Source organism: Streptomyces sp. NPDC052020 (assembly GCF_040680575.1).
Taxonomy (GTDB): domain Bacteria; phylum Actinomycetota; class Actinomycetes; order Streptomycetales; family Streptomycetaceae; genus Streptomyces.
Map to the genome: position 1 here is coordinate 26,543 of NZ_JBFAWY010000046.1, position 24,216 is coordinate 50,758.

The 24,216-nt window shown below is 73.1% G+C and carries 20 protein-coding genes and 1 pseudogene; 7 read left to right on the top strand and 14 right to left on the bottom strand.

The features are described 5' to 3' along the window. Window positions 1-134 precede the first annotated feature (134 nt). Window positions 135-1,184 (top strand): M23 family metallopeptidase, encoded by a 1,050-nt coding sequence (locus tag AB0L74_RS31085; RefSeq protein ID WP_365659721.1) that lies wholly within the window; start codon window positions 135-137, stop codon window positions 1,182-1,184. Between the two features lie 21 nt (window positions 1,185-1,205). On the opposite strand, the gene AB0L74_RS31090 is transcribed toward AB0L74_RS31085, so the two are convergent. From AB0L74_RS31090 to AB0L74_RS31100, 3 genes are all read right to left on the bottom strand, one after another. Further along, a complete protein-coding gene (locus tag AB0L74_RS31090; protein WP_365659724.1) occupies window positions 1,206-2,093 on the bottom strand; it encodes a Cof-type HAD-IIB family hydrolase in 888 nt (295 codons plus the stop codon). Between the two features lie 327 nt (window positions 2,094-2,420). Next, the gene (locus AB0L74_RS31095) at window positions 2,421-3,323 is read right to left on the bottom strand and encodes an LLM class flavin-dependent oxidoreductase (RefSeq protein ID WP_365659726.1); all 903 of its coding nucleotides are present in this window, start codon (window positions 3,321-3,323) and stop codon (window positions 2,421-2,423) included. Window positions 3,324-3,381: 58 nt separating this feature from the next. Next, window positions 3,382-5,139 (bottom strand): SDR family oxidoreductase, encoded by a 1,758-nt coding sequence (locus AB0L74_RS31100; protein ID WP_365659729.1) that lies wholly within the window; start codon window positions 5,137-5,139, stop codon window positions 3,382-3,384. A gap of 424 nt (window positions 5,140-5,563) precedes the next feature. Here AB0L74_RS31100 and AB0L74_RS31105 point away from each other — a divergent pair, with 424 nt between their 5' ends. From AB0L74_RS31105 to AB0L74_RS31120, 4 genes are read left to right on the top strand one after another with little or no spacing between them, the layout of a single operon-like run. Further along, window positions 5,564-6,544, top strand: a complete 981-nt coding sequence (locus tag AB0L74_RS31105; RefSeq protein WP_365659788.1) for an ABC transporter ATP-binding protein — start codon at window positions 5,564-5,566, stop codon at window positions 6,542-6,544. Next, complete coding sequence (locus AB0L74_RS31110; protein ID WP_365659732.1) at window positions 6,534-7,442, top strand: ABC transporter permease; 909 nt, start codon at window positions 6,534-6,536, stop codon at window positions 7,440-7,442. The genes AB0L74_RS31105 and AB0L74_RS31110 overlap by 11 nt, the downstream gene beginning before the upstream one ends. A gap of 52 nt (window positions 7,443-7,494) precedes the next feature. Further along, complete coding sequence (locus tag AB0L74_RS31115; RefSeq protein WP_365659735.1) at window positions 7,495-8,406, top strand: ABC transporter ATP-binding protein; 912 nt, start codon at window positions 7,495-7,497, stop codon at window positions 8,404-8,406. 10 nt (window positions 8,407-8,416) lie between these two features. Further along, window positions 8,417-9,136, top strand: a complete 720-nt coding sequence (locus AB0L74_RS31120) for an ABC transporter permease (protein ID WP_365659738.1) — start codon at window positions 8,417-8,419, stop codon at window positions 9,134-9,136. Between the two features lie 72 nt (window positions 9,137-9,208). Here AB0L74_RS31120 and AB0L74_RS31125 read toward each other — a convergent pair whose 3' ends face one another. The 9 genes from AB0L74_RS31125 to AB0L74_RS31165 all read right to left on the bottom strand — a co-directional run bounded on the left by AB0L74_RS31125 (window position 9,209) and on the right by AB0L74_RS31165 (window position 19,557). Next, window positions 9,209-10,027: an HAD family hydrolase gene (locus AB0L74_RS31125; protein ID WP_365659741.1), complete on the bottom strand. Its 819-nt coding sequence runs from the start codon at window positions 10,025-10,027 to the stop codon at window positions 9,209-9,211. Further along, window positions 10,024-11,301 (bottom strand): serine--tRNA ligase, encoded by a 1,278-nt coding sequence (gene serS / locus AB0L74_RS31130; RefSeq protein ID WP_365659744.1) that lies wholly within the window; start codon window positions 11,299-11,301, stop codon window positions 10,024-10,026. Before serS ends, AB0L74_RS31125 begins: the two co-directional genes overlap by 4 nt. A 719-nt stretch (window positions 11,302-12,020) precedes the next feature. After that, window positions 12,021-12,953, bottom strand: coding sequence for a prephenate dehydratase (pheA, locus tag AB0L74_RS31135; protein WP_365659747.1), 933 nt, complete (start codon window positions 12,951-12,953; stop codon window positions 12,021-12,023). Window positions 12,954-13,023: 70 nt separating this feature from the next. Next, window positions 13,024-14,316, bottom strand: coding sequence for an iron uptake transporter deferrochelatase/peroxidase subunit (gene efeB, locus AB0L74_RS31140; protein WP_365659750.1), 1,293 nt, complete (start codon window positions 14,314-14,316; stop codon window positions 13,024-13,026). Between the two features lie 8 nt (window positions 14,317-14,324). After that, window positions 14,325-16,280 (bottom strand): copper resistance protein CopC, encoded by a 1,956-nt coding sequence (locus tag AB0L74_RS31145; protein WP_365659753.1) that lies wholly within the window; start codon window positions 16,278-16,280, stop codon window positions 14,325-14,327. A gap of 10 nt (window positions 16,281-16,290) precedes the next feature. Next, window positions 16,291-16,746 (bottom strand): copper chaperone PCu(A)C, encoded by a 456-nt coding sequence (locus tag AB0L74_RS31150; protein ID WP_365659757.1) that lies wholly within the window; start codon window positions 16,744-16,746, stop codon window positions 16,291-16,293. Next, a complete protein-coding gene (locus tag AB0L74_RS31155) occupies window positions 16,743-17,399 on the bottom strand; it encodes an SCO family protein (protein ID WP_365659759.1) in 657 nt (218 codons plus the stop codon). The genes AB0L74_RS31150 and AB0L74_RS31155 overlap by 4 nt, the downstream gene beginning before the upstream one ends. Window positions 17,400-17,488: 89 nt before the next feature. Beyond that, window positions 17,489-18,229 (bottom strand): YcnI family protein, encoded by a 741-nt coding sequence (locus tag AB0L74_RS31160; protein WP_365659762.1) that lies wholly within the window; start codon window positions 18,227-18,229, stop codon window positions 17,489-17,491. Window positions 18,230-18,669: 440 nt separating this feature from the next. Then, window positions 18,670-19,557: a hypothetical protein gene (locus AB0L74_RS31165; protein WP_365659765.1), complete on the bottom strand. Its 888-nt coding sequence runs from the start codon at window positions 19,555-19,557 to the stop codon at window positions 18,670-18,672. A 222-nt stretch (window positions 19,558-19,779) separates the two neighbouring features. Between AB0L74_RS31165 and AB0L74_RS31170 the strand changes: the two genes are divergently transcribed. After that, complete coding sequence (locus AB0L74_RS31170; RefSeq protein ID WP_365659768.1) at window positions 19,780-20,244, top strand: ATP-binding protein; 465 nt, start codon at window positions 19,780-19,782, stop codon at window positions 20,242-20,244. Window positions 20,245-20,453: 209 nt separating this feature from the next. On the opposite strand, the gene AB0L74_RS31175 is transcribed toward AB0L74_RS31170, so the two are convergent. Together AB0L74_RS31175 and AB0L74_RS31180 are read right to left on the bottom strand one after the other, a co-directional pair. Next, on the bottom strand, window positions 20,454-21,917 hold the full coding sequence (locus AB0L74_RS31175) for an aminopeptidase P family protein (protein WP_365659771.1): 1,464 nt from the start codon (window positions 21,915-21,917) through the stop codon (window positions 20,454-20,456). Window positions 21,918-22,027: 110 nt separating this feature from the next. Continuing rightward, complete coding sequence (locus AB0L74_RS31180; protein ID WP_365659774.1) at window positions 22,028-23,431, bottom strand: PP2C family protein-serine/threonine phosphatase; 1,404 nt, start codon at window positions 23,429-23,431, stop codon at window positions 22,028-22,030. 618 nt (window positions 23,432-24,049) lie between these two features. On the opposite strand from AB0L74_RS31180, the pseudogene AB0L74_RS31185 reads away from it, so the two are divergent. Continuing rightward, window positions 24,050-24,216, top strand: a pseudogene (locus AB0L74_RS31185) (DNA primase); the annotation flags it as partial.

The window sequence follows — 24,216 nt, forward strand, 5'->3', positions numbered from 1 at the left end:
TCCCGGAGGTTCCGGCGCGGGTGCGGGTGTTGCCCCGTGTGCAGCAGCCGTGCTGAGCCGTGTGCAGCAACGTGTCCCCCGGCCGTACCACACCGGCGGGGCCGTACGCGGTCGCCCGGGACAGGATCACTGGCATGCGCTCATATCGCCGCCTACGGCTGCTCGTTCCGGCGCTGTTGTGCGCGCTCGCCGTGCTCGCGGCCCGCCCCACCGATGTCACGGACAACCCCTCGGATTCCGGTGCGCGGCTGGGCACGGAGGTGGCCCGGCTGTACGAGGAGGCCGCCGCGACGACGCAGAAGTACGAGGCGGGGCGGCGCGCGGCCGAGAGACAGCGGGCGAAGGCCCGGCGGATCGAGGCACTGCTCGACCGGCAGCGCCGGGAGATCGCGGTGATCCACAAGGACCTCGGGCGGATGGCGCGTGAGCAGTACCGCAGTGGCGGCGGTCTGCCGCTGACCGCGCAGATGATCCTCGCGGATGACCCGGAGGAGCTGATGCGTGGTCACCGGGCGGTGTGGCAGGCGGATCTCGCCGTCAACAACGCCATCGAGAAGAGCAGGCGGGCCGAGGCGCGGCTCACCGCCGACGAGGCGAGGGCCGCGGCGGCCTGGCAGCGGCTGGAACGGCGCAACGCCGAACTGGCCGGGCTGAAGCAGAGCATCGAGCGCAAACTCGAAGCGGCGCGGGTGCGGTTGCAGGGACAGGCGGACGCCTCGGTGGCGGCCGGTGCGTGCCCCGGCGCGGTCCGGCTGGGCCAGCCGAAGGCGAACTTCTCGCGCGCGTGGGTGGCGCCGGTGGAGACCTACGAACTGTCCGCGTCCTTCGGCAGCGGCGGCACGCGATGGGCGAACCGGCACACCGGGCAGGACTTCGCGGTTCCGGTCGGCACGCCGGTGCGCGCGGTGGGCGCGGGCCGGGTGGTGCAGGTGGCGTGCGCGGGAGCCTTCGGCGTCCAGGTCGTCGTCCAGCACGCGGGCGGCTACTACACGCAGTACGCCCATCTCGCCGCCGTCGCCGTCGACCAGGGGGACCGTGTGGCTCCGGGCCAGTGGATCGGCCAGTCGGGCAGCACCGGCAACTCCTCCGGGCCGCACCTGCACTTCGAGGTGCGGGTCACTCCGTCGATGGGCTCGGCGTTGGATCCGGTGCCATGGCTGGCGCAGCGGGGGGTGACGCTGTGAGGTACGCGGCGGCCCGGCGGATCAGAAACGTTCCGCCAGCATTCGCTCGATGACGACCGCGACCCCGTCCTCGTTGTTGGCGTCCGTCCGGCCCGACGCGGCGGCGATCACGTCGGGGTGCGCGTTGCCCATCGCGTAGGACTGTCCCGCCCAGGTGAGCATCTCGACGTCGTTCGGCATGTCCCCGAAGGCGACGACCTCCTCGTGGGAGATGCCGCGCTCCGCGCAGCACAGGGCGAGTGTGCTGGCCTTGGAGACACCCGGGCCGCTGATCTCCAGCAGGGCGCTGGGGCTGGACCGGGTCACGGTGGCCCGGTCGCCGACGGCCAGCCGGGCCAGTGTGAGGAAGGCGTCGGGGTCGAGGCCGGGGTGGAAGGCCAGGATCTTCAGCACCGGGTCGTCCGCGGCGGGCCCGTCCGGACCGAGGAGTTCCTCGGCGGGCGCGAGCACGTCGGGGACCTCCAGGTGCAGCTTCGGGTACTCCGGCTCCTGGTTGAAGTCGTGCGGCTGCTCGACCGCGTACACGGTGCCCGGCGCCGCCTCGCGCAGCAGCCGTACGGTGTCCAGCGCGTTCTCCCGGGCCAGCTCCCGCACCTTCACGAACCGGTGGGAACCGGGGCCGCCGTGCAGGTCGACGACGGCCGCGCCGTTGCCGCAGATGGCGAGGCCGTGACCGTGGACGTGGTCACTGACGACGTCCATCCAGCGGGCCGGGCGGCCGGTGACGAAGAAGACCTCGATGCCGGCCTCCTCGGCGGCGGCCAGCGCGGCGACCGTGCGCGGGGAGACCGACTTGTCGTCCCGCAGCAGCGTGCCGTCGAGGTCGGTGGCGATCAGCCGCGGGGGAACGGCCCGGATCGGTGTCTCTGGCTGTCGAGTCGCTGAGGTCACCCGGTCATTGTCCCGCATATGCCCGCACGCCCGTGCGAGAGTCCGCACATCTGTGAGGTATGGCTCTCTTGTGTGGTCCCGTTGTCCGAGTGCTTGCCTGCGGCCGTCGCCTTCCCGCGTGCGGTACCGGGGACCGGCGGACCGGGAGCCACGGTCCGGCGGGCCGCCGCCGGGCGAGTGGCACGGCGCGGGGGACCGCGGGCCCGGCGGGCCGCCGCCGGACGGGTCGTGCGGCCTGGGAAACCGCCCCCGGCGGACCGCTGCGGGGCGAGTCATGCGGCCCGGGAACCGCGCCCCGGCGGCCGCCGCCGGACGAGACCCGCGGCCCCGGACCGGCCCGCGGGTTCAGCGGAGCTGTGCCGGGGCCTCCATGGCGATCTGCTCGAAGACCTTCTGGTCGGCCGCGAAGTCCGACTCCGGGATCGGCCAGTGCACGACGATCTCCGTGAAGCCGAGCTCCTGATGCCGGCCCGCGAAGTCCACGAACGCGTCCAGGGACTCCAGCGGCCGGCCCCGGTCCGGGGTGAAACCGGTGAGCAGGACCTTGTCGAGCCCGGTGACGTCGCGCCCGGCCTCGGCACAGGCGTCGGCCAGCCCCTCGACCTGCCCGCGCAGCGCCTGGACCGACTGCTCGGGGGTGCCGTTCTCGTACAGCTTCGGGTCACCGGTGGTCACCCACGCCTGTCCGTACCGCGCGGCGAGCCGCAGCCCGCGCGGTCCGGTGGCGGCGACCGCGAAAGGCAGCCGGGGCCGCTGCGCACACCCGGGGATGTTGCGCGCCTCGTGCGCCGCGTAGAAGTCACCCTCGTACGACACCGAGTCCTGCGTGAGCAGCCGGTCGAGGAGGGCGACGAACTCGGCGAACCGGTCGGCCCGCTCGCGCGGCGTCCACGGCTCCTGCCCCAGCGCGGTGGCGTCGAAGCCGGTGCCGCCCGCGCCTATGCCCAGGGTGATCCGCCCGCCGGAGATGTCGTCGAGGGTGATCAGCTCCTTGGCGAGAGTCACCGGGTGCCGGAAGTTCGGCGAGGTCACCAAGGTGCCCAGGCGCAGCCGCTCGGTGACCGCCGCGGCGGCGGTGAGCGTGGGCACGGCGCCGAACCAGGGGCCGTTCCGGAAGCTCCGCCACGACAGGTGATCGTAGGTGTAGGCCGCGTGGAAGCCGAGCTCCTCGGCACGCGTCCAGGCTTGACGACCCCCTTCGTGCCAGCGGCGGTACGGGAGGATCACGGTGCTCAGACGCAGACTCATGCGCCCGACCCTAAGCTCCCGGGCGCGTTTCACGTGAAACCGGCGCCCCGGCCCCCTCTCACAGCGGCGGCTCCACCCGCGCCACCGCCCGCGAGACCCGCGGCAGGAACCGGGACAGCAGACGCGCCGCCCGCGCCTCGGGGGTGACGGGCACGACGGCCCGGTCGCGCGCGACCGCGTCCAGGATCGCGTCGGCCACCTTCTCCGGCGGATAGTTGCGCCTCGCGTACAGGCGCGCGACGCGCTTCCGGCGCCGCTCCTCCTCGTGGGCGTCGGCCCCGGCGAAGTGCGCGGTGGCGGTGATGCCGGTGGTGACCGGGCCCGGGCAGACCGCCGTCACGCCGATGCCCCGGCCGGCCAGCTCGGCGCGCAGGCACTGGCTCAGCATCAGCACCGCCGCCTTGGAGGCGCTGTAGGCGGGGAGGGCCCGGGAGGGCTGGTACGCGGCCGCCGAGGCGACGTTGACGATGTGGCCGCCCTGGCCGCGCTCGGACATCTGCCGGCCGAAGAGGCGGCAGCCGTGGATCACCCCCCACAGGTTGACGTCGAGAACCCCCTGCCAGTCCTCGGGGGTGGTGTCGAAGAAGGAGCCCGCCAGCCCGATCCCGGCGTTGTTCACCAGGACGTCCACCACGCCGTACTCGGCGGCGACCCGCGCGGCCAGTTTCTCCATCGCCTGTCCGTCGGAGACGTCCGTGGTCTCGGACCAGGCGGCGGGGGCACCGGCGCCGCGGGCCAGCTCCGCCGTACGCGCCGCTGACCCGGCGTCCCGGTCGACGGCCACCACACGGGCCCCGGCTCGTGCGAACGCGAGCGCGGTCGCCCGCCCGATGCCGCCGCCCGCGCCGGTGACCAGGACCAGCTGCCCGCCGAAGCGGTCGGCGTACGCCCCGTCCGCCACCACCGCCGGACGGCCGCTCTCCACGGCGGTGACGAACTCCGTGATCCAGCCCGCCAGCAGGTCGGGCCGGGTACGCGGGACCCAGTGCCGGGCCGGCAGCGTGCGCCGGGTCAGGTCCGGCACCCACCGCTCCAGCCCGTCGTAGAGCCGTTCGGAGAGAAAGGCGTCCTTCAGGGGGACGACGAGCTGCACCGGCGCGTGGGCGTACGCGTCCGGACGCGGGCGGCGCAGCCGGGCCCGTACGTTGTCCCGGTACAGCCACGCCCCGTGGGCCGCGTCCCTCGGCAGCGAGCCGGTCGGATAGCCGTCCGCGGGCGGCTTCTCGACGCGGCGCAGGATGCCCGGCCAGCGCCTGCCGAGCGGACCGCGCCAGGCCAGCTCGGGCAGCACGGGCGTGTGCAGCGCGTAGACGTACCAGGACCTGGCCCCCTGGCCGAGGAGCTGGCCGATATGGCGCGGGGTGGGCCGTCCGGCCCGTTCGGCGAGCCAGTGCCCGAAGTGGTCAAGGGACGGGCCGGACACCGAGGTGAAGGAGGCGATCCGTCCTTCGGCACGCCGGGTGGTGACGAACTCCCAGCCCTGCACCGACCCCCAGTCGTGCCCCACCAGATGCACCGGCCGGCCGGGGCTGACGGCGTCCGCGACCGCGAGGAAGTCGTCGGTGAGCTTCTCCAGCGTGAACCCGCCCCGCAAGGGGCGCGGCGCCGTCGATCCGCCGTGGCCCCGGACGTCGTAGAGCACCACGTGGAAGCGGTCCGCCAGGCGTGCGGCCACCTCCGACCAGACCTCCTTGCTGTCCGGGTAACCGTGCACCAGGACGACCGTCGGCCGCCGCGCGTTCCCCGTCTCGGCCACGCACAGGTCGACCCCGCCGGAGCGCACCCGCCGTTCCCGCGCACCTTCGAGCATCGTCACTTCCCTCCGCCCAGCGCCGCGTGTGCGGCGGACCGCCGGTCACGGCGCGCGTACCCGATGCCGGTCCGGTCAGCCGCCGGAAAGGCGGCGGTCCGCACCGGCCGTGATCCATCCACGTACGATCGCCGGCTCGGCATCCATGTACGGGCACCGGCTCGGCCGGATGACGGCGGCCGGCACCGGGCCGAGCCGCGCGTCCGCGACGTGTCGCGGCCGAATCTCCCAGTCGTTAGACCAAGCGTCAATAGGGGGTGTGCCCCGGAGACCGGCCGTCGCGCGGCGGGCTTCGCCCCGCCCCGGGTGCCCGGCCGTCCCGCTCAGGCAGGGGATCCCCTACGGGCCCGTACGACTGGAGGCTGATGCCAAGACGGCTCTCCGGTCTGACGACCGGCGCGGCGGGTGTCCCTACCGTCGAACCGTGACTGTGATCGCGACCGAAAGCCTGAGCAAGCGGTTCCCCAGGGTGACCGCTCTCGACCGGCTCACCGTGGACATAGGGCCCGGTGTGACCGGACTCGTCGGCGCCAACGGAGCCGGCAAGTCCACCCTGATCAAGATCCTGCTGGGCCTGTCCCCCGCCACCGAGGGCCGCGCCGAGGTGCTCGGACTCGACGTCGCCACCGAGGGCGCCGCCATCCGGGAGCGGGTCGGTTACATGCCGGAGCACGACTGCCTGCCGCCGGACGTCTCGGCCACCGAGTTCGTCGTCCACATGGCGCGCATGTCCGGTCTGCCCCCCGCCGCGGCGCGCGAGCGCACCGCGGACACCCTGCGCCACGTCGGCCTCTACGAGGAGCGCTACCGTCCCATCGGCGGCTACTCCACCGGCATGAAGCAGCGCGTGAAGCTCGCCCAGGCACTCGTCCACGACCCGCGGCTGGTCTTCCTCGACGAGCCGACCAACGGCCTGGACCCGGTCGGCCGCGACGAGATGCTCGGCCTGATCCGCCGCGTCCACACCGACTTCGGCATCTCGGTCCTGGTCACCTCCCACCTGCTGGGCGAACTGGAGCGCACCTGCGACCACGTCGTCGTCATCGACGGCGGCAAGCTGCTGCGCGCCAGCTCCACCACCGACTTCACCCAGACCACGACCACCCTCGCGGTCGAGGTCACGGACAGTGACGCGCACCCGGACGGCACCCGCGCGGTGCGCGACGCGCTCCGCGCGCGCGGGGTGACCCTCCAGGAAGGCAGCGGCCTGCCGGGCGCGGGCCACCTGCTGCTGCTCACCGTGGCGGGCGAGGAGACCTACGACCTGGTCCGGGACGTCATCGCGGACCTCGGCCTGGGCCTGGTGCGCATGGAACAGCGCCGGCACCACATCGCCGAGGTCTTCACCGCCGGTGACGGGCGGGACGAGCGCGACGAGCAGCGGAAGGAGACGGTCGGCCATGGCGGCTGAACAGCCCACGGCGGCACCCCCGGGTGAGCAGACCCGCATCCACAACATCGGCTACCGGACCTACGACGGCCCGCGCCTGGGCCGCGCCTATGCCCGCCGCTCCCTCTACTCGCAGTCCCTGCGCGGCGCCTACGGCCTCGGCCGCTCGGCCAAGTCCAAGGTGCTGCCGATGCTGCTGTTCGTGGTGATGTGCCTTCCCGCCGCGATCATGGTCGCGGTGGCCGTCGTCACCAAGGCGAACGACCTGCCGCTCGACTACACGCGCTACGCGATCGTCATGCAGGCCCTCATCAGCCTGTACCTCGCCTCGCAGGCTCCCCAGTCCGTCTCCCGCGACCTGCGCTTCAAGACCGTACCGCTGTACTTCTCGCGGCCCATCGAGACCGCCGACTACGTGCGCGCCAAGTACGCGGCCCTGGCCTCGGCGATGTTCCTCCTCACCGCGGCCCCGCTGCTGGTGCTCTACGCCGGCGCGCTGCTGGCCAAGCTGGACTTCGCCGACCAGACGGAAGGATTCGCGCAGGGACTGGTCTCCGTGGCGCTGCTCTCCCTGCTCTTCGCCGGCATCGGCCTGGTCATCGCCTCGGTCACCCCGCGGCGCGGCTTCGGCATCGCGGCCGTCATCGCCGTCCTGACCATCACCTACGGCGCCGTCTCCACCCTCCAGGCCATCGCGGAGGTACAGGGCAGCACCGGGGCCATCGCCTGGATCGGCCTGTTCTCGCCGATCACGCTCATCGACGGCGTGCAGACCGCGTTCCTCGGCGCCACCTCGGCCTACCCCGGCGGGACCGGCCCGACGACCGCGCAGGGCGTGGTCCACCTCCTGGTCACCCTGGGCCTGATCGCCGCGAGCTACGGCCTGCTGATGCGCCGCTACAAGAAGGTGGGACTGTGACCGCGCCCACCCGTCTCCCGTCACCACCCTTTCCAAGGAACGGGCCGCGCCCATGAGCACTCTCTCCCTCGACCACGTCTCCCGCTGGTTCGGCAACGTGGTCGCCGTCAACGACATCACCATGACGATCGGCCCCGGCGTCACCGGACTCCTCGGCCCCAACGGCGCCGGGAAGTCCACGCTGATCAACATGATGGGCGGCTTCCTGGCCCCCTCCACCGGCGCCGTCACCCTCGACGGGCAGCCGGTGTGGCGCAACGAGGCGATCTACCGGCACATCGGCATCGTCCCCGAGCGGGAGGCGATGTACGACTTCCTCACCGGCCGCGAGTTCGTCCTCGCCAACGCGGAGCTGCACGGCCTGGGCGCCAAGGCCGCCCAGAGGGCGCTCGCCACGGTGGAGATGGAGTACGCGCAGGACCGGAGGATCGCCACCTACTCCAAGGGCATGCGCCAGCGCGTGAAGATGGCGAGCGCCCTCGTCCACGAGCCGTCGCTGCTCCTGCTGGACGAGCCGTTCAACGGCATGGACCCGCGCCAGCGCATGCAGCTGATGGACCTGCTGCGGCGCATGGGCGACGAGGGCCGCACGGTGCTGTTCTCCTCCCACATCCTCGAAGAGGTCGAGCAGCTCGCCTGGCACATCGAGGTCGTCGTCGCCGGACGCCACGCGGCCAGCGGCGACTACCGCAGGATCCGCCGCCTGATGACCGACCGCCCCCACCGCTACCTGGTGCGCTCCAGCGACGACCGGGTCCTGGCCGCCGCTCTGATCGCCGACCCGTCGACGTCCGGCATCGAGGTCGACCTCGCCGAGGGCGCGCTGCGCGTCCAGGCCGTCGACTTCGGCCGGTTCACCACCCTGCTGCCGCGGGTGGCCCGGGCCCACGGCATCCGGCTGCTCACGGTCTCGCCGTCCGACGAGTCCCTCGAGTCCGTCTTCTCGTATCTGGTCGCGGCGTAGGAGGCCGAAGATGTACGACCCCACAGTCGCCCGGCTCACCTACCGGGCCCTGCTCGGCCGCCGCCGGGCCCTCATCCTCGGCGCGCTGCCCCTGCTGCTGCTCGTCATCGCCGTGGCGGTGCGCGGCCTGTCCGGAGCCGACGACCAGACCGCGGCCGACGTGCTGGGCGGGTTCGCCCTCGCCACGATGGTGCCGATCATCGGCGTGATCGCCGGAACGGGCGCGATCGGCCCGGAGATCGACGACGGCTCGGTGGTGTACCTGCTGTCGAAGCCGGTCAAACGGCCGACGATCATCTTCACCAAGCTGATCGTCGCGATCGCCGTGACGATGGTCTTCTCCGCCGTGCCGACGATGATCGCCGGCCTGGTCCTCAACGGCAACGGCCAGCAGGTCGCCGTCGCCTACACGGTGGCCGCGCTGGTCGCCTCGATCGCGTACGCCGCCCTCTTCCTGCTGCTGGGCACGGTCTCCCGGCACGCGGTGGTGTTCGGGCTGGTCTACGCCCTGGTCTGGGAGGCCCTGTTCGGCTCCCTGGTGCCCGGGGCGCGCACGCTGAGCGTCCAGCAGTGGTCGCTGGCGGTGGCGCAGAAGGTCGCCGACGGCAACCTGGTCACCTCCGACGTCGGCCTGCCGACGGCTACGGTGCTGCTGGTGGCGGTGACGGTGCTGGCGACCTGGTACGCCGGGCAGAAGCTCCGCTCCCTGACGCTGGCCGGGGAGGAGTGACGGGCCCCGGTCCCGGGCCGGGGCCCCGCCGCCTCATGAGGCGGGGGCCCCGCCCCACCGCCTCGTGAGGCGTCAGCCCAGCAGCCGCTCCAGCACCGCCGCGATGCCGTCCTCGTCGTTCGAGGACGTCACCTCGTCGGCGACCGCCTTGAGTTCCTCGTGGGCGTTGGCCATGGCCACGCCCCGCTCCGCCCAGCCGAACATCGGGATGTCGTTGGGCATGTCGCCGAAGGCGATCGTCTCCGCGGCCTTCATGCCCAGGCGGCGGGCGGCCAGGGAGAGGCCGGTCGCCTTGGACAGGCCGAGGGGGAGCAGTTCGACGATGCCCGCGCCGGCCATGGTGACCGTGACGAAGCCGCCCGCAGTCCGCCGGGCCACCTCGGCCAGTTCGTCGTCCGACAGGGCCGGGTGCTGCACATAGATCTTGTTCAGCGGCGCGGACCACAGGTCGGAGGCGTCGGTGAACGGGGTCGCCGGCAGGGAGCCGTGCACCTCGTAGCCGGGGCCGACCAGCACCTCGCCGTCCAGCCCGTCGCGGCTCGCCGCCAGGTACAGGGGACCGGTCTCCGCCTCGATCTTGGCCAGGGCCACCCCGGCCAGCTGCCGGTCCAGGGTGACCGAGGTCAGCAGGCGGTGCGCACCGGCGTCGTACACCTGGGCGCCCTGGCCGCACACCGCGAGCCCGTCGTAGCCGAGGTCGTCGAGGATGTGCCGGGTCCACGGCACCGCGCGCCCGGTGACGACGATGTGGGCGGCGCCCGCCGCGGTGGCCGCGGTGAGCGCCTCACGGGTGCGACGCGAGACCGAGTCGTCGGAACGCAGCAGCGTCCCGTCCAGGTCGGTCGCGATCAGCCGGTAGGGGAAACCGGCGGCGGGAGGCGGCTCGCTCACTTGGCCACCGGTTCCAGGACCTCCCGGCCGCCCAGGTACGGGCGCAGCACCTCGGGCACGCGCACCGAGCCGTCGGCCTGCTGGTGGTTCTCCAGGATCGCCACGATGGTGCGCGGTACGGCGCACAGCGTGCCGTTGAGCGTGGCCAGCGGCCGGACCTGCTTGCCCTCGCGGACCCGGATCGACAGCCGGCGGGACTGGAACTCGGTGCAGTCCGAGGTCGAGGTCAGCTCGCGGTACTTGCCCTGGGTCGGGATCCACGCCTCGCAGTCGAACTTGCGGGAGGCCGAGGAGCCGAGGTCACCGGAGGCGACGTCGATCACGCGGAACGGCAGCTCCAGCGAGGTCAGCCACTGCTTCTCCCACTCCAGCAGCCGCCGGTGCTCCTCCTGCGACTCCTCCGGGGTGACGTAGGAGAACATCTCGACCTTGTCGAACTGGTGGACGCGGAAGATGCCCCGCGTGTCCTTGCCGTGCGACCCGGCCTCGCGGCGGAAGCACGGCGAGAAGCCGGCGTAGCGCAGCGGCAGGCGGTCGGCGTCCAGGATCTCGTCCATGTGGTACGCGGCGAGCGCCACCTCGGACGTGCCGACCAGGTACAGGTCGTCCTTGTCGAGGTGGTAGACGTCCTGCGCCGCCTGGCCGAGGAAGCCGGTGCCCGCCATGGACTGGGGGCGGACCAGCGCGGGGGTCAGCATCGGGGTGAAGCCGGCCGCGGTGGCCTGCGCCATCGCCGCGTTCACCAGGGCGAGCTCCAGCAGGGCGCCGACGCCGGTGAGGAAGTAGAAGCGCGAGCCGGAGACCTTGGCGCCGCGCTCGACGTCGATGGCGCCGAGCAGCTGGCCGAGCTCCAGGTGGTCCTTGGGCGCGAAGCCCTCGGCGGCGAAGTCGCGCGGCTCGCCGTGCGTCTCCAGCGTGACGAAGTCCTCCTCGCCGCCGACGGGAACGTCGGGGTGGACGAGGTTGCCGAGCCGCTGGAGAAGCTCCTGGGTCTCGGCGTCGGCCGCGTCGCGCTCGGCGTCGGCGGCCTTGACGTCGGCGGCGAGCTGGCTCGCCCTCTTCAGCAGCTCGGCCTTCTCGTCGCCGGTGGCCTTGCCGATGAGCTTGCCGAGCGACTTCTGCTCGGCGCGCAGCTCGTCGAAGCGGACGCCGGACGACCTGCGCCGCTCGTCGGCGGAGAGGAGGGAGTCGACGAGCGCGACGTCCTCTCCACGAGCGCGCTGGGAGGCGCGCACACGGTCGGGGTCCTCACGGAGCAGGCGAAGGTCAATCACGCGGTCAAGGCTACCGGTGCGGCGCGACAGCCCACGACCCACTATTCGCCGCGCCGCCCAGGGTTCCGTTATGCGGCGATTGTCCCTCTGTATTCCCGAGCGTCAACAAAAAGCGTCTCATTACCTGGACGGGGCGGATGCGGCAGGCGTCCGGTTGACCGGATTCCCTTGTGGGCAGCGGAACTTGGGGGGCGTGCTGTCCACAGGAATCCACACCCCGGGAGAGTTATCCACAGGCTGTGCGAAAGTTCTGTGGACCACAGAATCGATCTTTCCGAACCGGGCATCCGGGGCAAAGAATTCCCCGTCCAAACCCGATCCCGGCTCACTTTCGAGTGGAAACGGGTCACTCCGACGAGTGGAGCGGGGGAAACGGGTGGACGAAGGGGGACCTGCCCCTCTGTGGACGAAGTGGGGCCTCCAGGGTGATTTGTCGACCGAGCGGCTCCCTGTTGTCGACTTGTCCCCAGGTCGAGATGAGGACCTGTGGATAACTTCTGTGGAAAACGTCACCGCTCGGCGACGGCCATCCGCGGCCGGATGTGTCCGGATGTCGCCGCTGAGGCCGGGCACGACCACCGAGGGCGAGCCAGGGGGCGCCGACTGCGAGCGGGCGCCTCCGCACGCGCGGGGGAGCGAGCGGGCGCCGACGCATGCGGGTGACGTACGCGTATGCGGGCGGGAGTACGCGCGAGCGGGGGCGTACACACGCCCCCGGCTCAGAACCTGCCGTCCTGGCAGCGCGCCACCCAGTCCGCGGCCGCCACGAACTCCTCGTCCGAGGTACCCGGCAGCGGCGGCCGCACATCCGCCGTCGCCACGTCGGCACGCGGATAGGAGCCGAGGAAGCGCACCTGGAGACAGATCCGCTTCAGCCCCGTCAGCGCCTCCGCCACCCGGCGATCGGAGATGTGGCCCTCGGCGTCGATGCAGAAGCAGTAGTTCCCGATGCCGGCGCCGGTCGGGCGGGACTGGAGCAGCATCAGGTTGATGCCCCGCGTGGCGAACTCGCCCAGCAGGTCGCGCAGGCCGCCGGGGTGGTCGTCGCGCTGCCACAGGACGACGGACGTCTTGTCGGCACCGGTCGGCGCGGCCGGCCGGGCGGGCCGACCCACCAGCACGAACCGCGTCTGGGCGTTCTCGGCGTCGTGGATCCCGGTCTCCAGGGCCTCCAGGCCGTACCGGGCGGCGGCGAACTCGCCGGCGAAGGCCGCGTCGTAGCGGCCCTCCTGCACCAGGCGGGCGCCGTCGGCGTTGGAGGCGGCCGACTCCCACACGACGTCGGGCAGGTTCCGGTTCAGCCAGTTGCGTACCTGGGGCTGGGCGGCCGGGTGCGCGGTCACCGTCTTGATGTCCGACAGCCGGGTGCCGGGGCGGACCAGCAGCGCGAAGGTGATCGACAGCAGCACCTCGCGGTAGATCATCAGCGGCTGGCCCGCCACCAGTTCGTCGAGGGTGGTGGTGATGCCCCCCTCGACGGAGTTCTCGATGGGTACGAAGGCGGCCTCGGCGCAGCCGGTGCGCACCGCGTCCAGGGCGGACTGCACCGACACGTAGGGGACCAGCTCCCGGGTCGCCGCCTCCGGGAGCGTGCGCAGGGCGACTTCGGTGAAGGTTCCTTCAGGGCCGAGATACGCATAGCTCGCTGGCATGTCCTCACCCTAATGGGCCTGGTGCGGCAGGTGGCACGGTTCCGGGAACCGCCCCCCACCGGGCGGCGGCTCACCCCTCCAGCAGCCGCTGCCCCACGTACTCGCCTTCCGCGGCTCCGCCCGGCACCGCGAAGAGGCCGCTGGCCTCGTGGCGGATGAACGGCGACAGCGCGTCCCCCCGGTCCAGCTTGCGCTGCACCGGCACGAACCCGCGCAGCGGATCGGCCTGCCAGCAGACGAAGAGCAGGCCCGCGTCCGGGGCCCCGTCGGAGTCGAAGCCGTCGTGGTAGGAGAAGGGCCGCCGGAGCATGGCCGCGCCGCCGTTCTGGTCGGGGCGGGTGATGCGGGCGTGCGCGTTGACCGGGACGACCGGATTGCCCTCGGCGTCCGTCTTCTCCAGGTCCATCTCGGTCGTCTCGGTGCCCCCGGACAGTGGCGCCCCGTCTGCCTTCCGGCGCCCGATGACGTCCTCCTGCTCCCTGCCCGACAGCTTCTCCCAGTCGTCGAGGAGCATGCGGATACGGCGTACGACGACGTAGGAGCCGTTCGCCATCCAGGCGGGCTCCCCGTCCGCCGGGACGAAGATCCGCCGGTCGAAGTCGGCCTCGGACGGCTTGGGGTTGCGGGTGCCGTCGATCTGCCCCATCAGGTTGCGGGTCGTCATGGGGTGGGCGGTGGCGCCCGGTGAGCGGTTGAAGCCGTTCATCTGCCAGCGGACGCGGGCGGCGGAGCCGGCGTCCTTCTGGATCGCGCGCAGGGCGTGGAAGGCGACGAGGGCGTCGTCGGCGCCGATCTGCACCCACAGGTCGCCGTCGCTGCGCTTCTTGTCGAGCCGGTCGGAGGAGAAGTCGGGCAGCGGGTCGAGGGCGGCCGGGCGCTGCTTCTCCAGTCCGGTGCGGGCGAAGAAACCGTGCCCGAACCCGAAGGTGACCGTCAGGGACGACGGCCCGGCGTCCCGGGCCACGTCCGTGTCCCCGTGCGCGGCCGGCTCGCCCGCCATCAGCCGCCGGGCCGTCTCCGACCAGCGGCGCAGCAGTGCGGCGGCCTCCTTGCGGCCGGCGCCCGCGGCGAGGTCGAAGGCGACCAGATGGCCGCGCGCCTGCATCGGCGTGGTGATGCCGGGCTGATGTTTCCCGTGAAACATCACCCGCCCGCTGCCCAGCGAGGTGAGCGGCGTCGCCCCGGAGGGCGCGGCGGCGTACCCGACGGCACCGCCCGCCGCGCCGAGCACGAGGCCGGTGGCCCCGGCGGTGCCGAGCAACCGCCGCCGGGAGATGCCGCCCCGGGGGGAGGGCTCCTTCGAAGCCGCCCCCTCAAGGGCCCCGTCCGGTGTGCGGGCCTGCGGAATGGACTGGTCAGCCATGGTGCGGTTCAGCCGATCTTCGCGTTCTTGGAGACGGTCACCTGGTCGATGTCGGAGGTCCGCACGGTCGCGGCGACCTTCCAGTCGCCGGCCATGGGGATCTGCACTCCGCTCGCCGACCAGTGTCCGGTGGTGATGTGGTCGGGGGCGACGGGCAGCGGCCCGATGTCCTGGGACTCCAGGGTGAAGGCGAGCTTCACCTCGGGGACGTCGAAGGCACGGCCGTTCGGCCGCTCGACGTAGACGTGCACGTCGTTGCCGCCCACCCGAGCGGGAACGAGGTCGATCCGCACGACGCCCTCGCCGTCCTCGCCGCCGGTGTCGAACGGCAGGTCCAGGCTCAGCGTCCCGGACGGCGATGCGGCCGATGACGAAGCCGAGACGGCCGCCCGGGCCTCCCGCTCCGTACGCCCGGGCTCGCTTTGCGTCAGCGCGGTGGTGACGGCGAGCAGTACCACCGCGATGCCCGCCTCGGCGAGCACCGAGCGGCGCAGCCCGAAGCGGTGCGGATCGGCGTCCCGCATCCGCTTCTGCCGCGCGGCGTCCCTCGCGGCCCGCTGCCGGGCGAGCTGAGCGGCGCGCACCGGGTCGCCGACGGGCTCCCCGGAGGCGGTGGCGGAGCTTTCACGGGCGGGTTCCGCGTCACCGGCGGCGGGCGCGGACCCCTCGGCGGCGGCACGCCCCCCGGCGTGCTCCCTCTCCCGCTCGGGCACGGCCGGCGGGGCCGCCTCGGCCAGCCGCGCCGTCCACCGGCGCGAGGTGGCCGCGACGGCGACCAGCACCACGACGAGCCCGATCTTCACCAGCAGCAGCCGTCCGTACCGGGTGTCGGTCAACGCCGACCAGGAGCCGAGCTGGCGCCAGGACTGGTAGACGCCGGTGGCGACCAGGGCCACCACGCTGCCGAAGGCGAGACGCGAGAACCGGTGTACGGCCGACGCCTCGACCGGCGTCTCGGCGGGCGCCCGGTACAGCGCGACGAGCAGGGCGGCGAGCCCGCCGAGCCAGGCGGCGACCGCCAGCAGGTGGACCACGTCGACCGGCATGGCGATGCCCGGCTGGAGTCCGGTGGAGGCGTGCTCGGCCATCGCCCAGCTCGCCGCGAGCCCGGCCGCGACGACGGTGCCGCCCACCGCGAGCCCGAAGGTGAGGTCGCGCCCCTCGGCGTCCCGGGCGCCCTGGCGCTTGTCGTACACGCCGAAGAGCACGGCGACGAACAGCGCCGCCGCGGCGAGCAGCAGCAGCCGGGACACCAGCGCCGCACCCGTCTTGGTCTGGAGCACCTGCCCGAGCAGCTCCAGGTCGAAGATGTCACCGATCTTCCCGGAGCCGGTGTACGAGCCCCGCAGGAGCAGCAGGACCAGCGTGGACGCGGTCAGCGCCACCCACCCGGAGACGACGAGCCGCTGCACGGCCCGCACCCCCGCCCCCCGCCGCCAGCAGGCGAGCACGAAGGCGGCACCGCCGGCCAGCACGATGAAACCGGCGTACGACACGTACCGCCCGAGCCCGTACAGCCAGCCGACGACCCCGCCGCCGGCCGACTGCGCGGCGACCGGCACGGAGGTCTCGGAGGGGGCGCCGATGGAGAAGGTGTAGGCACCGGCGACGGGATGGCTGTCGGCGGACACCACCTGATAGGTCACCGTGTACGTGCCGTCGGGCAGGCCCGGGCGCAGTTTCACGGCGTACGTCGTGCCGCCGACGGCCGCCGGCGCGCCGTCGTCGACGCGCTTGCCCCGGGGGTCGAGCACCCGCAGCGAGTCGCCGTCCGTCGACACCTCCTCGGAGAAGGTGAGCGACACCACGGCCGGGGCCTGGTCGACCACCGCCCCCTGCCGGGGGTCGCTGCCGGTCAGCGCGGCGTGCGCGGAGGCCGGACCGGCACCGGCGAGCAGCGTGCCGGCGACCGCCAGGAGCATCAGGACCAGGGCCCGGACGCGGGGGGCGATGGATCGTGTCACAGGTCCTCCCTCAGTGGCCGGTGGCCGGGCGGTACGTGGCCGGCTTCACCGGCAGCTCGGCCCGCAGAGGGCCGGAGTGGGCGAAGTGCAGCTCGACGGAGACCTTCTCACCCTCCTTCGGCCGGCGCTCCAGCTTTTCGAACATCAGATGGCTGCCGCCGCTCTCGAGCACGAGCCGGCCGTGGGCGGGCACGGTGAGGGAACCGGCCTCCTTCATCCTCCCGTCGACGGTCTCGTGCACGGTGACCTCGCCCAGGTCGCTGGTGACCGAGGTCAGCTGGTCCTTCGTGCCGCCCTCGTTGGTGAGGGTCAGGAAGCCGGCCGCCATCGAATCGGAGACGGGCCGCGGTATATAGGCCGCGCTGACCGACAGCCGTGGGGGGGAGGCGGGGTCGTCCGCGCCGCAGCCGGCCAGGAGCAGTGCGGCGCCGAGTGCCGCGACGGCGGGAACGGCCGGACGCCTCACGGCTTCTCTCCCGCGACGATCTTCGGCAGGTCCTCGGTGTAGTCGTCGACGCCGGTGTCCTCGCCGTACAGCACGTATCCCGCGTCGGTCTTCGGCGAGAAGGCGATGACCTGGGTGCCGTGCATGGAGGTGACCTTGCCGTTCTTGTCCTTCCGCGGCGGGTCGATGGAGATGCCGAGGGCGCGGGCGCCGGCCTGGACGGTGCCGAAGTCGCCGGTCAGTCCGACGATCTGCGAGTCGATGCCCTTGAGCCAGGTGCCGAGCGCGGCGGGGGTGTCGCGTTCGGGGTCGGTGGTGACGAACACGACCCGCAGCTTGTCCTGCTCGGACTCGGGCAGCTGCTTCTTGGCCACGGCGATGTTGTTCATCGTCAGCGGGCAGACGTCGGGGCAGTGGGTGTAACCGAAGTAGAGCAGGGTCGGCCGGCCCGCGGTCTCCTTGCGGAAGTCGTACTTCTCGCCGTGCGTGTCGGTGAGGACCAGATCGGGCTTCTCGAACGGCTTGTCGAGCACGGTGGCGGCCTGCCGGCTGCCGGACTCCTCGGAGACCGCGGCGACGGGCTGGTCGCCGTCGCTTCCGCCGCCGCAGGCGGTGAGGGTCAGGGAGGCGGCGGCGATCAGTGCCGCGGCCGCGGCGAACGTCTTGTTGCGCATAGAAAAATGTCCCAGATGTGAGTGATCCGGCGCGCACCGGGGTCGTCCGGGCCGGCCGGCCCCGGTGCGCACCGCGTACGAGGAGAGCGTCAGGCGGTCCCGCGCCGGCGCCCGGCGAGCACGCCGTAGGCCACGCCCGCCGCGCCGACGACGATGCCGGCGATGCCGAGCACCCGGGCGGTGGTGTCGGTGGTGTCGGACGACGCGCCGGACGCGGAGTCCTCGGCGGCCGGCGCGGTGTCGTCGGAGGCTTCCTCGGAGGAGGCGCCGGAGGCGCCGTGGGCGTGGTCGTCCTCCGCCTCGGACAGCTCCAGCACCGGGGCCGGGCTCTCGGGCTCCTCCTGGCCTTCCTGCGGCACCTCGATCCAGCGGACGACCTCCTTGTTGGAGTACGTCTGGACCGCCTTGAAGACCAGCTGGTCGGCGTTCTCGGGCAGCGCGCCGACGGAGACCGGGAACTTCTGGAAGAAGCCCGGCTCGATGCCGTCCCCGTCAGCGGTCCAGGTGACCTTGCTGACGGCCTCGGTGATCTTCCGGCCGTGGGACTCGATCGGCTTGTCCAGCGTGGACTTGGTGACCTTGATGTCCCAGCCCTGGACCGGCTGCGGCATCACGGACGCCAGCGGGTGGTCGGCGGGGAAGCTGACCTCGACCTTGGTGGTGGAGGCGTTGTCGCGCTCGTTGGGGACCTTGAAGTTCACGACGGCGTACCCGCCCTTGGCGGCCTCGCCCTCGGGCTGCACGGTGACGTGCGCGAAGGCGGGGGCGGACAGGGCGAGGACGGCGGTACCGGCGACGGCACCTGCGGCGGCGAAACGGGAGACCTTCATGGGCACAGCACTCCACTTCGAGTGGGGCTCCGGCGCGGGGCACCGGAACGGTGGGAAGACCTACGGAAGGGTGCGCGCGGGTGCGGCGGCGATCCGTGGTCCCGGGGGCGGAACCGTGACGGGCGTGACCGTGCCCGGCCGGTGGCCGCCGTGCCGGCGCGGCCCCCTGCGGGACGCGGGCCTCCGCGAGGTGCGGGACACCGGGTCACGCACGGACGGACGGTCACGCGGGGACGGACGGCGATGCCGGGACGGACGGTCACGGAGACCGTGCGCGGATCACGCGGCCGCGGAACCCCGCGGTCCACCGCGGCCGTCGAGGCCGTGGCGACCGCGCGGGCACGGATGCGGGCGCACGCGCGCGTGCCGCACGACGGCGGCCCCCTCCGGTCCCCGGGCTTCCGGACGGAAAGCGGCGGCGCGGTGGTGGACGCGTCGTGTCAGGCGGCGAGAGCGAACGCGGTGTGCGGCGGCCCGCGCTTGGTCACGGTGTGCTGAAGGACGAGGGTGCGCAGCCGGGGCGGCACCGGCAGGGCGCCCCGCGGACGCGGATCGTTCTCCGGCGCGTTCGGGAGCCCGGCCCGCAGGGCCCGCACCAGCGCGAGCGCCCCGCGCAGGGCCCGTACGGCCGCGCCCTCGGCCACCAGCTGGGCCGAGTGGGCCGACAGCTCCACGAGCCGGGCCAGGGCCAGGTCGCCGCGGCGCAGCAGCCAGCCCGCGGCGAGCGCCGCGCACAGGTGGCCGAGGAGCATGGGCAGGGACGGCAGCAGCGACGCCGACGGGCCCGCGGCGGTGGAGAGCACGTCCGCCGGATGGTGCGTGGCGGCACCGGGGTCCGGGGCGATCCGCGCGGCGGCGAGGATCCGCTGGGCCTCGGCCGGGCTGAGCGACGCCGCGGTGGCCCCGCACACCAGGCGGGCGGCCTGCTGGGCCGCCGACAGGTCACCGGCGGAACCGGGCTGCCCCGCCGACGCGGCGGCCGCCGCTCCGTGCTGCCCCAGCCCGAACAGGGTGTGCAGGGCGATCTGGCCGACCGCGAGCAGTGCCGAGATGGCGGGCAGCGAACGGGCCCGCCCGGCGAGCGGCACGGCCACCGCGGCCGTGGCCAGGAAACCGGCGCCCAGGGCCCACAGCGGGACGGAGGCGCAGGAGGCCTGCACATGCCCGGCCGCGGAGAGCACCACGCAGAGCGCGGCGAACACCACGGCCCGCAGGATCCTCAGATCCCGCGGGTCACCGGGGTCCGAAGCGCCGCCGGGGACCCGCGGGACCCGCGGCTCCCTCGGCTCGCTTCCGGAGCGCGCCGCGCGCTGGTGGGGGGCAGTCATGGCGGGCTCATCATCGCACTGGGCCGGTCCCGGCCGTAGGGCAGGTCCGCAAAATGACGTACGACCGGAAAAGTCCGCGGGGCGCGGACCGCCCGCGCATACACCGATCGTCGCAACGGGCGCATCCGCCGTATGGACGTTCTCGCGTCAACTCTGCGCTTACGTCCGCGCACTCGGGGCAATACGTAACGATATGTCGAGCCGCGGCCGGGAGGCTGGAGCATGAGCATCTGGTGGTCACTCCATTTGCGGCGTGAGGCTGCGAGTGTGCCCCTGGCGCGTCGCCTGCTGCTCGGCACGATGGAGACCGCGGGCGTCGACCCCGACATCTCCTACGACCTCTCCATCGCCCTGAGCGAGGCGTGCGCCAACGCCGTGGAGCACGGCGGCGGCACCGGTGGGGGCAGGCCCTCGGAGGCCTTCCGCGTCACCGCCTACCTGGACGGCGAGCGGTGCCGCATCGAGGTCGCCGACGCGGGGCCCGGCTTTCCCTCCGGCGGTGCCGGCCGGGCGGGAGCCCCGGCCCGTCCGGCGGCCGCCGACGCCGAGCACGGACGCGGGCTGTGCCTCATCCAGGAGCTCGCCGACCACGTCCACATCGGCAACGAGCCGGGACGGGGCGGGGCCGTGGTGAGCTTCGACAAGGTCCTCAAGTGGCGGAAGGACGCCCCCCTGGTGGCGGTCTGACCGCCACGGCCCGGACGGCGGGGTCCGCAGCGCGCGACCCGCACGGCACGGCAGGCCGCACCCCGGGCACGCGCGCCCCGGGCACACGCACGCCGGGCACGCGCACGCCGGGCACGCACCGTGCCCGGCCGTGGCGCGTCCCGCGACCGCGCGTCAGCTGTTCAGCCCTTCAGCCCTTCAGCCCTTGAGCTCTTGAGCTCTCGCGTCCGTCAGCCCTTCAGCGAGGCCATCCACGCCTCGACGTCGGCGGAGCTCCGGGGCAGCGCGGCGGACAGGTTCCGGTTGCCGTCCTCGGTGACCAGGATGTCGTCCTCGATGCGGACGCCGATGCCCCGGTACTCCTCCGGCACGGTCAGGTCGTCGGCCTGGAAGTACAGGCCCGGCTCCACGGTCAGGCACATGCCCGGCTCCAGGACGCCGTCGACGTACGTCTCGGTCCGCGCGGCGGCGCAGTCGTGGACGTCCATGCCGAGCATGTGGCCGGTGCCGTGCAGCGTCCAGCGGCGCTGGAGTCCCAGCTCCAGCACCCGCTCCACCGGGCCCTCGACCAGGCCCCACTCGACCAGCTTCCCGGCCAACACGCGCTGCGCCGCGTCGTGGAAGTCGCGGTACTTGGCGCCCGGCCTCACCGCGGCGATCCCGGCCTCCTGGGCCTCGTACACGGCGTCGTAGATCTTCTTCTGGATCTCGCTGAAGCGGCCGTTGACCGGCAGCGTCCGCGTGACGTCGGCGGTGTAGTACGTGTGCGTCTCCACGCCCGCGTCGAGCAGCAGCAGGTCACCGGAGCGGACCGGGCCGTCGTTGCGGACCCAGTGCAGGGTGCAGGCGTGCGGGCCGGCGGCGGCGATGGTGCCGTAGCCGACGTCGTTGCCCTCCACGCGCGCCCGGAGGAAGAAGGTGCCCTCGATGTAGCGCTCGCTCGTCGCCTCGGCCTTGTCGAGGACCTTCACGACGTCCTCGAAGCCGCGCACGGTGGAGTCGACGGCCTTCTGCAGCTCGCCGATCTCGAAGTCGTCCTTGACCAGCCGCATCTCGGAGAGGAAGACCCGCAGCTCCTCGTCGCGCTCGGCGGTGACCTTGTCGGTCAGCGCGGCCTCGACCCCGGCGTCATACCCGCGCACGACGCGCACCGGCCCGGTGGCCTCGCGCAGCTTGCCGGTGAGCTCGCGCACGTCGGAGGCCGGGATGCCGTAGAGCTTCTCCGCCTCGGTGAGGGAGTGGCGGCGGCCGACCCACAGCTCGCCCTGGCCGTCGAGCCAGAACTCGCCGTTCTCGCGGTCGGAGCGCGGCAGGAGGTAGACCGTGGCCTCGTGGCCCTCGCCCTTCGGCTCCAGGACGAGAACGCCGTCCTCGGTCTGGTTGCCGGTCAGGTACGCGTACTCGACCGAGGCGCGGAAGGGGTACTCGGTGTCGTTCGAGCGGGTCTTCAGGTTGCCCGCGGGGACGACCAGGCGCTCGCCCGGGAAGCGGGCGGACAGCGCGGCCCGGCGGGCGGCGGTCTCGGCGGCCTGGGCGATCGGCTCCAGGTCGCGCAGCTCGGTGTCGGCCCAGCCGGTCTTCATGTTCTCGGCCAGCTCGTCGGACACGCCCGGGTACAGGCCGTTCTTGCGCTGCTTGATCGGCTCTTCCTCAGAAGTCTCCGGGGTCTCCGGGAGCTCCTCCGCCACGGTCATCCTCCTCGATACGGCACTGGACCTCCCCCCATCGTACGGACGGGACGAAGGGGGCCCAGGGCCGAAGGACCCTTACAGGAGCCGCACGGAGCGGATCTCTCGCCGCGGCGCTAGTCGAAGCGGACCGCCAGCAGGACGACGTCCTCCTCGTCCGGCGTCCGGTCCAGGCCGTCCGGCAGCACCGTGCGCAGCACGTGTTCGGCCACGGCGTCCGGGTCGGGGCGTGCCGCCCGCGGCACGCCGGCCGCCGCCGCGTGCAGCCGGGCGAAGGCGCGGTCGGCCGGTTCACCGGTGCGCCGCAGCAGCCCGTCGGTGTACAACAGAACCGTCTCTCCCGGCTCCGCGTCGATCTCCACGCTGGGCGCCTCCCAGCACGCGAGCATGCCCAGCGGGGCGGAGACGGAGGTCTCCACGAACTCGGTGCGCCGCTCCCCGACCAGCAGCGGCGGGCTGTGCCCGGCCCCGGCGAGCGTGATCCGGCGCAGCGCGGGCTCGCAGTAGCCGAACAGCGCGGTGGCCGAGCGGGCCGGCTCGGTCAGGCGCAGCAGCAGCTCCAGGTCGGACAGGACGGCGACCGGGTCCTCGCCCTCCATCACGGCGTACGCCCGCAGGGAGGCGCGCAGCCGGCCCATCGCGGCGACCGCGCTGGGCCCCGAACCGGTGACCGATCCCACGGCCAGGCCGAGCGCGGCCTCGGGCAGCGGCAGCGCGTCGTACCAGTCGCCGCCGCCGCGCGGCCCGGTGCGGTGCCGGGCGGCCAGCCGGACCCCGGCGACGCGCGGCAGGCGCGAGGGCAGCAGCTCCTCGGACATCGTCGCCGTCCACGCGCGTGTGCGCTCGACCTCCAGGAGCCGGGCGAGGTGCGCGGTGGCGTAGCGGGAGTACAGCCCGACGAGGTGGCGCCGGCGGCGGTCGGGCTCGGTGGGCTCGTCGTACAGCCAGACGGCGGCGCCCAGGCGGCCCGCGGCCTCGGTGGACAGGGGGAGCGCGTAGCTGGCGGCGTAGCCGAGACGGGCGGCAACCTCGCGGTGGCGCGGGTCGAGCCCTTCCTCGGCGAGCAGGTCGGGCTGGGCGATGCCGCTCTCGCCGTCGGCCGGCGCGGCCGGTGCGTCGAGCAGCCGCCCGTACGGCAGCGAGCCGCGCGGCACGGTCTCCAGGTGACCGAGGTCGGCGCGGGCCAGGCCCAGGCCGACGGTGGTGTCGGGGCCGAGTCCGTCGGACGGTTCCAGGACGGCGAGCCCGCGCCGGGCGCCCACCAGGGCGGAGCCCGCGCGCAGCACCTCATGCAGGGCCTCGGCGAGCGTGCCGGTGCGCGCCAGGCGTTCCGTGAGCTCGTGCAGGGTCGTGAGGTCGGAGACCCAGCCGGCCAGCCGGTCCTGGAGGAGGGCGCCGGGGGCGGCCGGGGCGGGGCGCGGACAGACCGGGGCGGTGCCGGCGGCGGACGCGACAGTGTGGGCGGGCGCCGGAACCGTCGAATCGATTCCGGCCACTTTCGGAGGGTGCGGGGCGTTCATGGCAACCGGCTTTCCGGCCGGTGCGTACTGCTGAAAAGCATCGCAAACCCCCATGTCTTCTGCGCCGCTAGCAGTGTCTCCACATGTACACGCACTCGTGAGGAGATGTCCAGCATTGTCCTGCGAGGATTCCTGGTGTCCGGGGAAGGTGAGCGAGGTGTGGTCCGACCCCCTTGCAGAGAAACGAATTTGGCTTGAAACTGCCCGAGAGGACGTCTTGTTGCGGTCGACTGGGGGTGCTCCACAGAGCGTCACAGCGGTCGTGATGGGTACGTACTCGGTGAAGACCAGGGGTGGTGGGTACCACCCGGAACCTGGCGGCGGACCCGGGCGTCTTAACCACGACGACCGTGCCCCAACCTCCCGTGGCGGAGGCGGAGAGAAATTCGCGCGACGGCAAAACGCCGGACTTCGCCACCCCCGCGCCACGCCCGTGCTTTTGATGGAACCGGCACGGACCCGTGGCCGCGGACGCAGTCCATGCTCGGCCCGGAGGGGTGTCCCCTGCCCGCCGCGGGGGTGTGATGCGCCAGCAGGTACGCACAGTGAAGAGATCGACGCATGGTGTGATGTGGACCACGGTGTTGCCAGGCGTGCAACGGAAAGGAACGAGCGCTCATGCGCGAGATCCTCGGAAGGCGACGCAGGCTCCTGTCCCAGCGAAGGGACGGGAAGCCTGAGTCGATCAGCGCGGCCCTGACCTTCGCGACTCGATGGCAGTGGCCCGTAGTTCCGGGCGTGACGGCCGGCTCGCGGGGACGGTCCCGCTGCGGCTGCCCGGACCC

Excerpts from the sequence above, each read along its gene's own strand:
- AB0L74_RS31085 (WP_365659721.1), top strand. The coding sequence starts at position 135 with ATGCGCTCATATCGCCGCCTACGGCTGCTCGTTCCGGCGCTGTTGTGC.
- AB0L74_RS31090 (WP_365659724.1), bottom strand. The coding sequence starts at position 2,093 with ATGCGGGACAATGACCGGGTGACCTCAGCGACTCGACAGCCAGAGACA.
- AB0L74_RS31095 (WP_365659726.1), bottom strand. The coding sequence starts at position 3,323 with ATGAGTCTGCGTCTGAGCACCGTGATCCTCCCGTACCGCCGCTGGCAC.
- AB0L74_RS31110 (WP_365659732.1), top strand. The coding sequence starts at position 6,534 with ATGGCGGCTGAACAGCCCACGGCGGCACCCCCGGGTGAGCAGACCCGC.
- AB0L74_RS31115 (WP_365659735.1), top strand. The coding sequence starts at position 7,495 with ATGAGCACTCTCTCCCTCGACCACGTCTCCCGCTGGTTCGGCAACGTG.
- AB0L74_RS31120 (WP_365659738.1), top strand. The coding sequence starts at position 8,417 with ATGTACGACCCCACAGTCGCCCGGCTCACCTACCGGGCCCTGCTCGGC.
- pheA (WP_365659747.1), bottom strand. The coding sequence starts at position 12,953 with ATGCCAGCGAGCTATGCGTATCTCGGCCCTGAAGGAACCTTCACCGAA.
- efeB (WP_365659750.1), bottom strand. The coding sequence starts at position 14,316 with ATGGCTGACCAGTCCATTCCGCAGGCCCGCACACCGGACGGGGCCCTT.
- AB0L74_RS31155 (WP_365659759.1), bottom strand. The coding sequence starts at position 17,399 with ATGCGCAACAAGACGTTCGCCGCGGCCGCGGCACTGATCGCCGCCGCC.
- AB0L74_RS31160 (WP_365659762.1), bottom strand. The coding sequence starts at position 18,229 with ATGAAGGTCTCCCGTTTCGCCGCCGCAGGTGCCGTCGCCGGTACCGCC.
- AB0L74_RS31165 (WP_365659765.1), bottom strand. The coding sequence starts at position 19,557 with ATGACTGCCCCCCACCAGCGCGCGGCGCGCTCCGGAAGCGAGCCGAGG.
- AB0L74_RS31170 (WP_365659768.1), top strand. The coding sequence starts at position 19,780 with ATGAGCATCTGGTGGTCACTCCATTTGCGGCGTGAGGCTGCGAGTGTG.
- AB0L74_RS31175 (WP_365659771.1), bottom strand. The coding sequence starts at position 21,917 with ATGACCGTGGCGGAGGAGCTCCCGGAGACCCCGGAGACTTCTGAGGAA.
- AB0L74_RS31180 (WP_365659774.1), bottom strand. The coding sequence starts at position 23,431 with ATGAACGCCCCGCACCCTCCGAAAGTGGCCGGAATCGATTCGACGGTT.